Source organism: Rhodococcus sp. NPDC077669 (assembly GCF_040686915.1).
GTDB lineage: Bacteria > Actinomycetota > Actinomycetes > Mycobacteriales > Mycobacteriaceae > Rhodococcoides > Rhodococcoides fascians.
In genome coordinates this window covers 22,466-37,061 of sequence record NZ_JBFBMD010000005.1, presented here as the reverse complement: position 1 = coordinate 37,061, position 14,596 = coordinate 22,466, and the positions used below count along the sequence as shown (strand labels likewise).

At 64.3% G+C, this 14,596-nt stretch carries 12 protein-coding genes; 8 read left to right on the top strand and 4 right to left on the bottom strand.

All coding sequences use genetic code 11. From position 1 onward, the window contains the following. Positions 1-126 precede the first annotated feature (126 nt). From AB0P23_RS07940 to AB0P23_RS07930, 3 genes are read left to right on the top strand one after another with little or no spacing between them, the layout of a single operon-like run. Positions 127-4,488 (top strand): non-ribosomal peptide synthetase, encoded by a 4,362-nt coding sequence (locus tag AB0P23_RS07940; protein WP_230593348.1) that lies wholly within the window; start codon positions 127-129, stop codon positions 4,486-4,488. A 50-nt stretch (positions 4,489-4,538) separates the two neighbouring features. Then, positions 4,539-5,015, top strand: coding sequence for a DUF2231 domain-containing protein (locus tag AB0P23_RS07935; RefSeq protein WP_032392836.1), 477 nt, complete (start codon positions 4,539-4,541; stop codon positions 5,013-5,015). Further along, complete coding sequence (locus tag AB0P23_RS07930) at positions 5,008-5,727, top strand: VIT family protein (RefSeq protein ID WP_032373937.1); 720 nt, start codon at positions 5,008-5,010, stop codon at positions 5,725-5,727. The genes AB0P23_RS07935 and AB0P23_RS07930 overlap by 8 nt, the downstream gene beginning before the upstream one ends. A 6-nt stretch (positions 5,728-5,733) precedes the next feature. Here AB0P23_RS07930 and AB0P23_RS07925 read toward each other — a convergent pair whose 3' ends face one another. The 3 genes from AB0P23_RS07925 to AB0P23_RS07915 are packed head-to-tail and all read right to left on the bottom strand — an operon-like array spanning position 5,734 to position 7,994. Continuing rightward, positions 5,734-6,615, bottom strand: coding sequence for a M56 family metallopeptidase (locus AB0P23_RS07925; protein ID WP_032399318.1), 882 nt, complete (start codon positions 6,613-6,615; stop codon positions 5,734-5,736). Beyond that, entirely contained in the window at positions 6,612-6,989 is a 378-nt protein-coding gene (locus AB0P23_RS07920; protein WP_032367790.1) for a BlaI/MecI/CopY family transcriptional regulator, read from the bottom strand. Before AB0P23_RS07920 ends, AB0P23_RS07925 begins: the two co-directional genes overlap by 4 nt. Positions 6,990-7,046: 57 nt before the next feature. Further along, complete coding sequence (locus AB0P23_RS07915) at positions 7,047-7,994, bottom strand: LysR family transcriptional regulator (RefSeq protein ID WP_206498901.1); 948 nt, start codon at positions 7,992-7,994, stop codon at positions 7,047-7,049. 125 nt (positions 7,995-8,119) lie between these two features. Here AB0P23_RS07915 and AB0P23_RS07910 point away from each other — a divergent pair, with 125 nt between their 5' ends. The 5 genes from AB0P23_RS07910 (at position 8,120) to AB0P23_RS07890 (ending at position 13,820) form a co-directional block, all read left to right on the top strand. Continuing rightward, positions 8,120-9,538, top strand: coding sequence for a M20 family metallopeptidase (locus AB0P23_RS07910; RefSeq protein WP_363797188.1), 1,419 nt, complete (start codon positions 8,120-8,122; stop codon positions 9,536-9,538). Positions 9,539-9,558: 20 nt separating this feature from the next. Further along, positions 9,559-10,866 carry an MFS transporter gene (locus AB0P23_RS07905; RefSeq protein ID WP_045841462.1) on the top strand — a complete coding sequence of 436 codons (1,308 nt, stop codon included), beginning with the start codon at positions 9,559-9,561 and terminating at the stop codon, positions 10,864-10,866. 74 nt (positions 10,867-10,940) lie between these two features. After that, positions 10,941-11,795 carry a tryptophan 2,3-dioxygenase family protein gene (locus AB0P23_RS07900; protein ID WP_032399316.1) on the top strand — a complete coding sequence of 285 codons (855 nt, stop codon included), beginning with the start codon at positions 10,941-10,943 and terminating at the stop codon, positions 11,793-11,795. After that, a complete protein-coding gene (locus tag AB0P23_RS07895; RefSeq protein ID WP_032373942.1) occupies positions 11,795-13,003 on the top strand; it encodes an aminotransferase class V-fold PLP-dependent enzyme in 1,209 nt (402 codons plus the stop codon). Before AB0P23_RS07900 ends, AB0P23_RS07895 begins: the two co-directional genes overlap by 1 nt. Continuing rightward, a complete protein-coding gene (locus AB0P23_RS07890) occupies positions 12,984-13,820 on the top strand; it encodes a PaaX family transcriptional regulator C-terminal domain-containing protein (RefSeq protein ID WP_032373943.1) in 837 nt (278 codons plus the stop codon). The genes AB0P23_RS07895 and AB0P23_RS07890 overlap by 20 nt, the downstream gene beginning before the upstream one ends. Here AB0P23_RS07890 and AB0P23_RS07885 read toward each other — a convergent pair. Continuing rightward, positions 13,817-14,560, bottom strand: a complete 744-nt coding sequence (locus tag AB0P23_RS07885; RefSeq protein WP_032373944.1) for a queuosine precursor transporter — start codon at positions 14,558-14,560, stop codon at positions 13,817-13,819. The genes AB0P23_RS07890 and AB0P23_RS07885 overlap by 4 nt on opposite strands. Positions 14,561-14,596 lie beyond the last annotated feature (36 nt).

Here is a 14,596-nt window from a genome sequence, read left to right as displayed (position 1 = left end):
ACGACACCCCAGGCCAGCACGGCTGTCGAGATCTCGCCAGTGTTCGACTCTGGCAGCGGCGTACATTGTTACTACAGATCATGTAGTAGCTGGAACCGCCGTGGGGGGACCACAATGTTCGACGCCTTGCCTCTGACTTCGGCGCAGGCCGATATCTGGATGGCTCAGCAATTCATGCCGGACGCGCCCTTCGCCATCGCGTACTACGTCGATCTCGTCGGTGCTGTGGACCTGGATACCCTGGTTAACAGCGGAAGCGCGGCGCATCGAGAGTACTCGTCGTCGACGATGCGCATCGTCGAGATCGACGGCCTCCCGACGCAGCGGTTCGAGGCGGCGGAGACCGACGCAGTGCAGATCCTCGACTTCCGTGAGCACGACTCTCCGGCAGACGCGGCCCGACAGTGGATGAACGACGATTGTCGAACACCGCTGTCGACGGACGGTCAGCTCGTACGGTTGCGTGTCCTCCGCGTCGGGGACGATCGCGTGTTCTGGTACACCAGAGCCCACCACATCGCGCTCGACGGCTATGCCTCGATGAAGGTTCTCGAGCGGGCGGCGGCTCTATATGCCGCAGTACAGGACGGAGTGGAGCCACCGCTGATCGAGCCGACGACTCCCGCGGCACTTCTCGCCGAGGACGAGCGCTATCACGCATCCACTCGCGCACGGCGGGATCGGGAGTACTGGGAATCCACCGAGATGGGGTACACCGCGCCCCTAAGCCCGGCCGCCACGCCTGCATTCGTGCCCATCGTCGTGGGCGAAGATCGAACCATTTCTCGGGCCGACTGCGGTCAACCCACGTCGACGGTGGTCATCGCAGCATTCGCCGCCTATCTCGCGCGCATGAACGACACCGACGACGTCGATCTGTCCTTGCCCGTATCTGCACGGCCCACAGCACTTCTGCGCCGAGCCGGATGGTCGTTGTCGAATGTGGTTCCGTTGCGGCTGCCGGGCATCGGGTCGGCGACAGTGAACAGCGTGGTCAAATCGACCGAGGTCGCCATCGCAGCCGTGCTGCGACATCAACGCAGCAGGCCCCCGGCGTCGGAGAGTGGACGTGCACTGCGCGCCGGCCGTTTCGGGCCGACGATCAACGTGATGATGTTCGCGAACACGGTGTCCCTCGGCGATGTCGACGGCGAGATCAACATTCTGGCCACGGGTCCGGTGCCGGACCTTGCGGTCAACATCTATCCCGGTCGAGGCGGAGCTCGTCCGCGCATCGACTTCGAGGCCAACCCTGCCGCGTACACCCCGAGCGACCTCGCTCGCCACCACGAACGGTTCCTGCACTTCCTCGACCGTTTCGCCGCATCCGGCTACGGCGACACGGCAGTGGCCGACCTCGACCTGTTCCTCCCCGACGAGCGTGATGTGGCGTCCGCTTCGGTCGGCGCGGCCGTGACCGAGCACGGTTCTCTGAACGAGACGTTGACCGAGGCAATCATGAACTGCAGCAATCGAATTGCGATTCACGATGCGCATGTGTCGGTCACCTACGCAGAGTTGGCCACGAGAGTTGCTGCCCTCGCATCTGTTCTGACTGCCCGAGGAATCGGCATCGAGGACCGGGTGGCCGTGCGCATCGGCCGGTCGGTGGAGGGAGTCGTCGCGTTCTGGGCAATCGCGCGAGTGGGCGCGGTGTACGTTCCTGTCGACCCGAATCACCCCCGCGAGCGGGCGCAGTTCGTCGTGCACGACAGCGCAGCAGTGTTGGGTCTGTGCACGGCCGGCAACGAATCGGGCGCGATCGAGTGGCTGAACATCGAGAACGTTGTCGCAAAGGGAAGCTCGAACGATAGGACGGCGTCGACCGCACCGCACCAGGCGGCCTACGTCATCTACACCTCGGGATCCACCGGTACACCCAAGGGTGTCGTCGTCACCCACGATGGAATCTCCGCTCTGGTGCAACAGATCCGACGCAGCTACGACCTCGACGCCAGGTCGCGGGTCTGTCATCTCGCCTCACCCGGATTCGACACCGCCCTAGTCGAAATGCTGGCCGCAGCGAGTGCAGGCGCGGCAGTGGTGATCGCACCGACAAGTAGTTACGGTGGCTCGGAACTGTCCGATGTGATTGCCCAACAGGCTATTACCCATCTCTTGATCACGCCCTCGGTTCTGGCGACGATGGAGCCCGCAGCGCTGGTGGGTGTCGGGACGATCATCATCGGCGGTGAGGCAGCCCCGCAGGATACGGTCGACCGCTGGTCGACGGGTCGGCGACTGCTCAACGCCTACGGCCCCACCGAGACGACCTGCAGTGTGACGATGACGGCGCCGCTGCGTCCGGGCAGCACCGACGGAATCGGACGAGCCATGGTGGGTGCGGTGATTCACCTCCTCGATCGCACCCTACGGCCGGTTCCATCGGGTGCGGTCGGTGAGATCTACATCGAGACGTCCGGTATCGCGCGGGGATATCTCGGTCGCACCGTGGACACATCGGCGCGGTTCGTCGCGAACCCGTTCAGTAGCAATGGGATTCGGATGTTTCGTAGCGGAGACCGGGCGCGCCGGCGCGAAGATGGCACGCTGGAGTTCCTCGGCCGCATCGACGATCAGATCAAGATTCGGGGAAATCGCGTCGAACTGGGTGAGGTCGACGCAGCGCTACGGGCGCATCCGGAGGTCGTATCGGCATCGTCTGCGTTGCGTCGCAGCGACACTGGTGATCTGCGTATCGACGGGTACGTCGTGGCCGCGCGCGCCGGGCACGTGCTCGACACCGAGGCCATTCGTCGGGATCTCGCACAGAGACTGCCTACCCACATGGTGCCGTCGACCCTGTCGGTTCTCGACGAGATTCCGTTGACCATCAATCGGAAGGTCGATCGCGGTGCACTTCCCGCGCCGGACCTCACCACGTCGACGACCGGTGCTCGAAGCGAACCGTCCGGTGCCACCGAGGAAATCGTGGCGGCCGCGTTCGCGCGCGTGCTCGGCAGGGACGGTGTCGATTGCACCGCGTCGTTCTTCGACCTCGGAGGCGACTCGCTGGCGGCGACCAGAGTCGTTGCGTCGGTGCGGGCCGAGACATCGGCGGACATCGGTGTGCGAGACCTCGCCGGTGCGCCGTCCGTCCAGGCGTTGGCTGCATGTATCGATGAGCGTCGTCTGGTTGAGCGGCAGGACAATTCGCGGCCCGAATGCGGAATTTCGGAGGGGGTAGTCGCAATTCCGCTCGCGCCGCAGCAACGCCACATCGATCGAAGCGCACGGCTTCCGCTGTACAACCTGCCGTTCACGGTCACGATTTCCGGGGAGTTCCACGCAGTAGCAGCCGCGCAGGCCTTGACCGACCTGATCGATCGACACAGCACGCTGCGTACGCGCTACCCGGATGTCGACGGGGTCCCGGTGCAAGTGGTCGAACCGGATTCTGCCGGCGTCGCACCGAATCTCGTTGTCCACCACTTCGACGATGCCGCGGTGACGCAGATCCTCGAGCAAGCCTTCGACGTGCGCACCGAGGTTCCGATCCGAGCGCGCCTGTTCGCAGTAGCGCCCGATCGCCACGTGCTTGCGTGCGCCATTCACCACATCGCCGCGGACGGGTGGTCACTGGGGCTGTTGGCGTCGGATTTCGTCGTCGCGTATCACGCCAGGATGACCGGCACCACGCCGTCGTGGCCCGAATTACCCTTGTACTACGCCGATTACAGCGTCTGGGCCTGCACACGAGACGTATCGGCCGATCTGGACTTCTGGCGCGCAGAGCTGGCGGACATACCCAGGTCGAGGGACTTGCCACTGGACCGGCCGCGAGCACAGGACTGGGATTTCTCCGGCGCACGCACAACGCTACGGTTCGATGCACACGCCACGCAGAGAATGTCCGGTCTCGCACAACGCTGCGTGACAGGACGATTCACCGTGCTGCGCGCAGCGCTGTTGATTCTGCTCGCCGAGATGACAGCGTCCACTGATCTGGTCATCGGAACCCCGGTTGCCGGTTGCGACGACCCGAACCTCGAGCAGGTCGTCGGAACGTTCACCACCACCGTTGCCATCCGGACCGAGATCGCAGCGGCGACAACCGTCGAAGACGTCGTGAAGGCGGCCCGGGCCAGCGAACTGCGGGCCTTCGACCATGCGACGGTGCCGTTCGAAGATGTCGTGACTGCCGTCGCTGCGGAGTCGTCGGAAGCGCGGCATCCCATCTTTCAGGTTGCGCTGTCGTTGGATGTCTTCACCTCCGCGACCCTCGACATGGGGGACGTGCACGTCGAGATCACGCCGCAGCCGATCGACATCGCCAAGTGCGATCTCCACTTTCACGTCACCGAACGGCGGGACGACGAAGGGAAGGCTATCGAGACTACGGTCGATATCGTCTATTCCACAGCATTGTTCGACCAGAACACCGTGATGGAGCTCGGTCGGCGATTCGAGCAGATCCTGACGGCAGGCGTCGCAGAACCGGACTCGGCGTGGCGAAACCCGACCACCTATGTACTACACGATGTGTAGTATCTACGGTGCGTGAGGTGCACGCGACTTCGAATCCAGCGGGAGAACGCATGTCCACCTTCAACGGCCTTCCGGCCCATATTCTGCTCGTTCACTTCATCGTGGTGCTGGCACCGTTGACCGCGCTGCTCGCCATTGCGGCCAGTATCTGGACCGGTGTGCGCAGCAGGCTGGTGTGGCTCATCGCAGCCCTGGCGGTGTTCACGCTGGCGCTGACTCCGCTGACCACCGAGGCAGGCGAGTGGCTCGAGAAGCGCGTACCCGAGACCGCGGCGGTGGAGCAGCACACCGAGATCGGTGACTGGATGATCTACTTCTCCGTCGGCTTGGTGATCGTCGCTGCGCTGCTCGTGTTCCTGCATCTGCGTGAGCGTCGCGGTAACGCGCCCGTGCGGTGGCAGTCGATTGTCGTCGTGGTCTTGGCAGTAGTGATCGGAGCGACCACAATCGTCCAGGTGTACAGAATCGGAGAGTCCGGCGCTCGCGCCGCGTGGGACGACGTATCGGCAACGGCCGTCGATGAGTGAGCCCGAGCCGAGCCTGCACGAGCACGAACCGCACGGTGATCTGTCCGGTCGGCTGAACTGGCTGCGGGCCGGGGTGTTGGGTGCCAACGATGGCATCGTCTCCACCGCCGGCCTGGTCGTCGGCGTCGCGGCCGCCACCACGGACAGAGGGTCGCTGCTCACCGCTGGTGTCGCGGGGCTCGTCGCCGGAGCGGTGTCCATGGCGCTGGGGGAGTACGTCTCGGTCAGCACGCAACGTGACGCCGAGCGTTCTCTGCTGATCAAGGAACGCCGAGAACTCGACGAGCAACCCGAGCAGGAATTGGCCGAGCTCGCGGCACTGTACGAGGCCAAGGGCCTGTCGGCCGACACGGCACAGACCGTCGCTCGCGAACTCACCGAGCACGATCCGTTTGCCGCCCACGTGGACATCGAGTTGGGCATCGACCCGGATGCGCTGACCAATCCGTGGCAGGCGGCCGGCTCGTCTGCGGTGTCGTTCGTCAGCGGTGCCCTGCTGCCGTTGCTGTCCATTCTGTTGCTGCCGCCGTCGCTGCGCGTTCCGGTGACGTTCGTCGTGGTGCTGCTGGCTTTGGCCTTGACCGGAAGCATCAGCGCGCGTCTCGGCGGTGCGCCGGGTCGGCCGGCGATGACTCGCATCGTGATCGGTGGTGCGATCGCGATGGCCGTCACCTATGCGATCGGCCAACTGGCGGGCGTTGCCGGTATCTGACCGAGATCAGCGGAAGATCGAAGTGGCAGCTTCCCCGGTTTCGGGTGCCACCACATCTTGGACGACGTCGAACAATGCCACCGAGATGACGGCGAAGGCGAGGACGAGGACCACGCCGGCGGCCAGGATTCCACGGTCGGGGCGATGCTGCGGTGGTTCACCGAGGGCTTGGACCCGCCGCACGACGTCGCCACCGGTACTGGCGAGGGTGCGAGTTCCACGGTCGAGCTGATTCCGGAGCAAAGAGGTTCTGGCGATGGCAGACAACGTCTCTCGCCGTCCCAGCCTTGCCGCACTCTCGTCTGCCTGACGCTCCGCCGCGTGCCGTACCTTCGCGGTCAACGGTTCGAGAACCGGATCGACGCGGGCCGCGATTTCGCACATCTGGATCCACACGCTGTGACGGTGCCGCAGATGGGCGCGCTCGTGCTCGATCACTGCTCGTAATTCGTTGTCCGACAACGCTTCCGCGAGGCCGGTAGTGATCACGACGGCACCTCCGCCGGAGGGGACGGCAAAAGCGTCAGGAACGTCGGAGTCGACCACGACGATGCCGCCCGTCGCCCGCGCCTCGTCACCGAATTCGGATGCGATGGACGTACTGGCGACGACGCGTCGAATATGGCGGGCCACTTCGACCGACCGCCAGATCATCCACGCGCAGATCACGATTCCCAGTGTCACCCACACGGCCCGACTCGTCGCCAGGAAGACCGCGGCGAGCGCAGTCAGGGACGCGAGCGCCGAGAACGCCGTGACCACAGACAGAATGGGCAGCAGCACCACGGCGGTCGAGGGGTTGAGACGACGGTCGATGCGGTCGGCTCCGAATCCAAGGAGCAGCGACAGCGCCCACGGCAATACGGCGACGATCAGGAGCAGAGTCATCGATGGTGCTCGGCTGCGTCCGATTTGGCGAGCAACTCTCGCAGCGTCGCCTCGTCCTCAGGGTCGAGTGCGGCCACGAAGCTGGCCAGTACGTCGGCGCGCTCGGCTCGTGTGCCGAGCTCGGTGCGCATTCGCATCGCGGCCCGAAGCGCCGGGATCTCGTCGACCGGGGCGTTGAGGGTGTAGACGTACGACCGTCCTCGACGCTCGCGATCGACCAGCCCCTTGCCGTGCAAGCGCACCAATGCGGTCATGACGGTGGTGTGCGCGAGATCCGAGCCCAGATGCTCGCGGGCCTGGGCCACCGAGAGTTCCGTGTGCTCGCCGAGCAAATCGAGGATCGACTCCTCCAACTGTCCGGACGCTCTTCGCACTGCGATCCCTCACTCGATTCGGTTACCTCGAGGATAGGCCAGTTCGAGGTCCCGCCACTATCCCGCGGCCTCGAGAATGTCGGTCAACGCGTCGATCAGAGCCACGATTCGGGCCGACGGCGGCCTACCGCGCATCGTGTGAATTTCGGCCCGGCGCTGAGCGAACACCGGATGCACGAGGGGGATGTACGTCAGGCCCGATTTGCGGTCACCACCCAGGTCGCTGACGAGTGCGACGCCGTCGCTCGAGCGAGCGAACTCCAGTATCGGCGCCAGCCGCTCGCATTGCAGACCGACGTGGGGTGAGAGTCCCTCCAGACGGATTCCGGCGTCGAACAATTCGCGTTGACTCGAGCCGGTGGTCGACAGCGCGAGGGGATAGGCGCAGATGTCAGCCAGATCGACGCTGGCTCGGTCGCTGAGCGGGTGACCGAGCGCGACGACGGCGCAGATGGGCACGGTGACGGAATGTTCGACCGTCACGTCGGTGCGTCGACCGAGCGAGAAGGTGACCGCGACGTCCGCGCGGGCGTCGACCACCCGTCGGCTGGCCTCGTCCGGTCCCACCACGTCCAAAGTGAAGGTGACCGACGGGTGAGTCCGATGGACCGACGCCATGGCCCGTGGGACGACGGACTGCGAGAAACCTTCGGTGCAGGCGACGGTGACGCTGCCGTGTTCGGTGGCGTCGACGCTGCGTATTTCGGCGATGAGAGTCGACGATTCCACTTCGTGTCTGCGCGCGTGGGCGAGGAGGCGATGGCCCGCTTCGGTGAGTGTCATTCCCCGGGCATGTCGCGCGAAGAGCGGCACGCCGATGTCACGTTCGAGCTTGGCGATCTGTCTGCTGACCGCCGACGCGGCCAGATGTTGTGTTGCGGCCGCCTCGGTGACCGACCCCGTTCTCGCTACTTCGCAGAAGTACGTCAGCGCGGAGGGCATCAGATGCAACGAAATCACCCCTTCTTTCACAGCACTGTCACGGCGGTGACACGTGATTGTCATCGAACCTCTGCCCGGCCTCAGCGTTGCCGTGAAAGCAACGCAGGGAGCGTCAATCGGCAATGGTGTAGACGGTATCGGGCTCGCTACTGTCAGGCGAACACCAGGCCGACGGCGAGGGAGATTCGATGAACCGCGAGCATGTGATCGCACAGGCCAAGGACTTCTACGATTCGGGTGCGTTCCATCGTGAACTCTCCGAGCTCGTGTCGGTCCCCTCGGAAAGTCAGTCGACGGCTGGTCGAGTTGCGTTGTCGGCATATCTCCAGGATCTGCTCGTGTCGAGGCTCGAGGCGCTCGGGTGTGCGGTCGAGACCTATTCCAACCCGGTCGAGGAGGGTGGTCCCTTCCTGATCGCCACCCGTCACGAGGCCCCCGAACTGCCGACCGTGCTCTGTTACGGCCACGCCGACGTGGTTCTGGGCATGGCCGAGGACTGGTCGGACGGATTGTCGCCGTGGACTCTCGTCGAGCGAGACGGCCGGCTCTACGGGCGCGGAACGGCCGACAACAAGGGTCAGCATCTGGTGAACCTCGCGGCACTGCGGACGGTTCTCGACGCCCGCGGATCGTTGGGATTCAACCTGACGCTGTTGTTCGAGACCGGTGAGGAGATCGGCTCACCCGGACTCGAACAATTCGTGTCGGATCACCGAGGCGAACTCGCTGCCGACGTGCTGATCGCCTCGGACGGACCACGCCTCGACGCCCAGACGCCCACACTGTTTCTCGGTGCCCGTGGGGGCGTGGACTTCGACCTCGTCGACCTACGTGAGCGCGGCTACCACTCGGGCAACTGGGGTGGACTGCTCCGCAACCCCGCGACCACCCTGGCCGGTGCCATCGGGACGCTCGTCGACGGTCACGGCCGTATCCAGCTCGACGGCTTGGTGCCCGAGCGCATTCCCGAGTCCGTCGTCGATGCGCTCAGAGCTATCGAGGTCGGACGCACCCCGGGCGATCCGGTGGTCGACTCCGGCTGGTCGGCCACCGAATTGTCGCCTGCAGAGCGGGTTTTCGGGTGGAACACTCTCGAAGTGATCGCCATGAGCGCCGGCAACATCGTCGAACCGGTCAATGCGATTCCGGGCCAGGCGCGAGCGCGGTTGCAGCTGCGGTACGTCGTCGGGACCGACCTCGACGATCTCGGCGCGCGGTTACGACGACACCTCGACGCGCACGGGTACTCGATGGTCGCCGTCGAACTCGGCATCTCGTTTCCTGCGAGCCGAACGGACCCGAACGACCCCTGGGTTCGCACGGTCGCCCAGTCGGTCGAGCGCACCGTCGGGTCCCCGGTCACCGTGCTGCCCAACATCGGTGGGTCACTGCCCAATCACGTATTCACCGACACTCTCGGAATTCCGACGGTCTGGATGCCGCACTCCTACCCGGGATGCCGTCAACATGCACCCGACGAACACATGCTCGCATCCGTTGCGCGCGAGGGACTCGCCATGGCCACGGGCCTGTTCTTCGACCTCGGTGCGGGTACAGACGACGACCGCGACGCACCGCTCGAATCCGCCAGCGCCTCGCGCTCCTGAACACCACCGGAGAATCCGACATGTCCACTGCACACGTTCATCGAACTCCCGATCGTGACGGCGCGGGTGAAGCCGTTGTGTCCGTGAAGAATCCGGTCCGGGCCATCGCGGCCGCGACCATCGGGAACGCTCTCGAATGGTTCGACATCGCCATCTACGCGTTGTTTGCCATCTACATCGGGCAGAACTTCTTTCCCTCGGCTGACCCCGGCGTGCAACTGGTGCAGACGTTCGCGGTCTTCGGGGTCTCGTATCTGATTCGCCCCCTCGGCGGACTGATCCTCGGCTCCTACGCAGACCGGAAAGGGCGAAAGAAGGCTCTGGTGATGAGCATTCGCCTGATGGTGCTCGGCACCGCGTTGATCGCCTTCATGCCCAATTACGACGACATCGGCATCCTCGCTCCGATCGGTATCATCGTCGCGCGCCTGATTCAGGGCTTCGCGGCCGGTGGCGAATTTGGCGCGGCCACATCCTTTCTCGTCGAACAGAACGGCAAGCGCCGCGGATTCTTCGGCAGCTTCCAGTTCGCCAGCCAGGGACTGGCTACGCTGATGGCGGCCTCGTTCACCGCCGGATTGACCGCGGTGTTGTCCGAGGCCAGCATGGTCGACTGGGGTTGGCGAGTGCCGTTCGTCTTCGGGCTCATGGTGGGCCCGGTGGGATGGTTCATCCGACGTCACGTCGACGAATCACCGGCCGTCGTCGCCGCGTCGGACACCCCGAAATCGCCTGTGCGCGATCTGTTTCGGAATCAGTGGGGCGGGATTCTCATCGCCGGCGGTGTGCTGGTGGTGTCCACCGCGCTGAACTTCATTCTGCAGTACCTGCCGACCTTCGGTATCAAGCAACTGGGACTGAACAATTCGCTGTCGTTCGTAGCATTGATGATCACCGGCGTCATCCTGACGGTGGTGACACCGTTCGTCGGCCAGCTGTCCGACAAGGTGGGACGCATCAAGATCATGTTGCCGTCGGCGATCGCGATCGGCGTCAGCGTCGTCCCGCTCTTCATGTGGCTCATTGCGGTGCCGTCGTTCCTCACCCTCGCGCTCGTCATGACCGTGCTCGGATTGCTGAAGGCGCTGTACTTCGGTGCGCTGCCGTCGGTGATGTCCGACGCGTTCCCGGTCCATTCGAGGGCCACCGGCCTGTCGTTCGGATACAACGTCACCACGGCGATCTTCGGTGGATTCACTCCGACCATCGCGGCCGCTCTGGTGGCCGCGACCGGTCAGGCGGTGTCCCCGGGCTACTACATCCTGGCGGTGTCCCTGGTCAGCATCGCTGCGCTGATCGGTGCCGTACGGATTCGCGGCATTCGCTAGCTTACAGATGCCTAGCGGTCGGCACATTGATGTAATACGCTGATCTCACCAGCCCACCACCTCGAGGACGATCCATGAGCGTCGAAGCGAACACCCGGAATATCGAGAAGAGCGTCGTCACCGATTTCAGTGACCGCATGAGCTACGGGTCCTACCTCGACCTCGATACGCTGCTCAGCGCTCAGAAACCGGTGAGCACCCCCGAGCATCACGACGAACTGCTGTTCATCATCCAGCACCAGACCACCGAGCTGTGGCTCAAGCTGGTGCTGCACGAGACCCTTGCCGCGCGAGCCGCATTCGATGCCGACGACATCGGTACCGCACTCAAGTGCGTGGCCCGGGTGAAGCACATCCAGAAGACGCTCACCGAGCAGTGGTCGGTGCTGGCGACACTCACCCCGACGGAGTACTCCCAGTTCCGCGACTTCCTCGGCAACTCCTCGGGGTTCCAGTCGTATCAGTACCGGGCCGTGGAGTTCGTGCTGGGCAACAAGAATCCGGGAATGCTGACGGTCTTCGAGTCCGATCCTGCTGCGCATGAGATGCTTTCGACTCTGTTGCGCGAGCCCAGCCTGTACGACGCCTTCTGGCGGTCGTTGGCACGGCAGGGATACGACGTACCGGCATCGGCCCTCGACCGTGATGTCGCGACGGCATACACGTTCAACGAGGACCTGATGCCGCTGATCAAGTTCGTCTACGAGAACCACACCGAACATTGGGCGGTGTACGAGGCATTCGAGGAGCTCGTCGACTTGGAGGAGAACTTCCAGCTCTGGCGATTCCGCCACATGCGCACGGTGCTGCGCACCATCGGAATGAAGAGCGGGACGGGAGGGTCGAGTGGCGTCGGGTTCTTGCAGAAAGCACTCGAACTCACGTTCTTTCCCGAATTACTCGCTGTGAGAACGGAAATCGGCCGATGATGGAACGTGCAGTCGAACTCGACAACAAGGACCCGCTCCGCAGCTATCGTGACAAGTTCCTCGGCAGTGACGACCCGTCGATCAGCGCGTATCTCGACGGCAACTCGCTGGGCCGGCCGACCAAGGCGAGCGTCGAACGCATCAATGCCTTCATGACCGACGCCTGGGGCGGACGCCTCATTCGCGGCTGGGACGAGCAGTGGTTCGACCTCCCCGTCACCATCGGCGACGCCCTGGCCGACGCCACCCTCGGGGCCGCGCCCGGGCAGACCACCATCGGCGATTCGACGACGGTACTGCTGTACAAGCTGGCGCGGGCGGCGATCGCCATGCGGCCCGGCCGCACCGAGATCATCATCGACCGCGACAACTTCCCGACCGACCGATACCTGCTCGAAGGTATTGCGGCCGAGTTGAATATGACCCTGCGATGGATCGAGACGGACCGCCGCGGAGGCATCGAACCGGAACAACTCGCCGAGGTGGTGGGGGAGAACACCGCCCTGGTGGTGATCACCCACGTCGCCTACCGGTCAGGCTTCCTTGTCGACGTGGCCGAGGCGACGCGTATCACGCACGAAGCCGGCGCACTGATGCTGTTGGACGTGTGCCATTCCGTCGGTTCGGTGCCGCTCGAATTCGATTCGTGGGGAGTCGATTTGGCCGTCGGGTGCACCTACAAGTACCTCAACGGAGGTCCGGGATCGCCGGCCTTCGCGTACGTGCGCAGTGATCTTCTGGCCGACTTCGTGCAGCCGATCTGGGGGTGGATGGGCCGGGCCGATCCGTTCGAGATGGCGCAGGGTTACGTTCCGGCACAGGGCATTCGACGCGTCATCAGTGGTACGCCGTCGGTGTTCGGGATGATCGCGATGCAGGACACCATCGAGATGATCGCCGAGGTGGGCATGGACGCGATCCGTGCGAAGTCCGTTGCGCTCACCGAATACGCCCTCGAACTCGTGCGTGAGATGCTGGTACCGCTCGGGGTGGAGATCGCCTCACCCGAGGATTCGAATCGGCGCGGTGGTCACGTCACCATCGACCACCCAGATTTCAAGGCCATCACTGCTCGGCTGTGGGAGCAGGGTGTCATCCCAGATTACCGCGCACCACAGGGTATTCGGCTGGGGTTGAGCCCACTGAGTACCTCGTACCGCGAGGTGTACCTGGGTATCGTGGCGATTCGTGACGAACTCCGCGCCTAGCACCGCCGGGGCCATCCTCGACGACTTCGAGTCTCGTCCAGGTAGCGCCACCTCTTTGGTGCGCACGGTGCTCGGAGCCTACGTTCGGCCTCTCGGCGGGTGGTTTGCCATCGCCGATTTCGTCGTCTGGATGGACACGCTGGGAGTGCCACCGGAAAGCACGCGCATTGCGGTGACGAGGTTGAAGAAGAAGGGCGTCGTCGAATCAGCTAATCGAGAGGGCCGCACCGGCTATCGGATCACCGAGCAGGCCGATGCGATGTTCGCTCGGGGAGACGGTCGGATCTTCGGCTTCCGGCGGATGGCCGACGGCGATCCATTCCGGTTGATCTCGTTCACCATTCCCGAGACGCAACGCGCGGCGCGCCACCAGCTGAGGCGACGACTCACCGGAATAGGCTGTGGCACAGTCTCACCAGGATTGTGGATCGCGCCCGAATATCTGGCGGCGGAGGCCATTGCCATCGTCGACGCGTTGGAGTTGTCGCAGTACGTCACGACGTTCGTCGCGTCCGAGGTCGCGCCTCCCGGCACGCTGCGCGAAAGTGCCGAGCAGTGGTGGGAGCTGGCCGGCATCGCTGATCGGCATCGGGCATTTCTCGACGCTTTCGACGGCGGGTCGCCGGCGCGGAACCCGCGCGATGCGTTTGTCACATTCGTGCCTTTGCTCGACGAATGGCGCGTCATTCCCTACGTCGACCCGGGTCTTCCGCCGTGTATGACACCGGAGGACTGGCCGGGCACCCGGGCCGTCGCCACGTTCGAGACGGCCCGGGAGCGCTACTTCGATCTGAGTACGGAATGGGTCGCGTTCTAGCGATCCTGGTACGACGGCTCGCGCTTTTTGATGTACGAGATGACGCGGTACGTGATGGGCATGACGATGACCTCTGCCAGTGTCTTCCACAGGAATCCGACGATGACGTAGTTGATGAAGTCGGTCCACGTGGTGATGCCGATGACTCCGGCGGCGATGGAGCAGAAGATCAGCGTGTCGAAGAATTCGCCGACGATGGTCGAGCCGATCAGTCGCGCCCACAGGTGCTTTTCCTTGGTGCGTTCCTTGATCTTGACCAGCACGACGGAGTTGAGGAGCTGCCCCACGGTGTAGCCGGCGAGACCGGCGAGGACCAGTCGGGGGACGACGCCGACGACGCTTTCGAGCGCGGCCTGGTTCTCGTAGAACGAGGCGGCGGGGAGTTCGATGGCGATCCAGAAGCACACGGACGTGAGCAGCAGGGAGCCGAAGCCAAGGTAGATCGCCCGGCGCGTGGCTCTGAAGCCGTAGACCTCGCTGAGCACGTCGCCGAGGATGTAGGCGAGGGGGAAGAGGAAAAATGCGCCGTCGGTATTGATCGGCAGGATTTGGAACGGTCCGAGCATGACGTCGGACGAGGCGAAGAAGGCGACACCTTTGCTGGCGGCCACATTCGAGATCAGCAGCGTCGCGACGAACAACGCGACGATGGTGGGGTAGTAGCCCCGGCTGATGTGAGCGAACGTGGCCTGCCCAGACTCGGTGCCGCCGTCAGGGGCGGTGTGTTGGGTAGTAGTCACCTGACAATCCAAGCACCGAGACGACGATGGGCGCGA

Excerpts from the sequence above, each read along its gene's own strand:
- AB0P23_RS07925 (WP_032399318.1), bottom strand. The coding sequence starts at position 6,615 with ATGACTCTGCTCCTGATCGTCGCCGTATTGCCGTGGGCGCTGTCGCTG.
- AB0P23_RS07895 (WP_032373942.1), top strand. The coding sequence starts at position 11,795 with ATGGAACGTGCAGTCGAACTCGACAACAAGGACCCGCTCCGCAGCTAT.
- AB0P23_RS07915 (WP_206498901.1), bottom strand. The coding sequence starts at position 7,994 with ATGACAATCACGTGTCACCGCCGTGACAGTGCTGTGAAAGAAGGGGTG.
- AB0P23_RS07905 (WP_045841462.1), top strand. The coding sequence starts at position 9,559 with ATGTCCACTGCACACGTTCATCGAACTCCCGATCGTGACGGCGCGGGT.
- AB0P23_RS07900 (WP_032399316.1), top strand. The coding sequence starts at position 10,941 with ATGAGCGTCGAAGCGAACACCCGGAATATCGAGAAGAGCGTCGTCACC.
- AB0P23_RS07910 (WP_363797188.1), top strand. The coding sequence starts at position 8,120 with ATGAACCGCGAGCATGTGATCGCACAGGCCAAGGACTTCTACGATTCG.
- AB0P23_RS07930 (WP_032373937.1), top strand. The coding sequence starts at position 5,008 with ATGAGTGAGCCCGAGCCGAGCCTGCACGAGCACGAACCGCACGGTGAT.
- AB0P23_RS07935 (WP_032392836.1), top strand. The coding sequence starts at position 4,539 with ATGTCCACCTTCAACGGCCTTCCGGCCCATATTCTGCTCGTTCACTTC.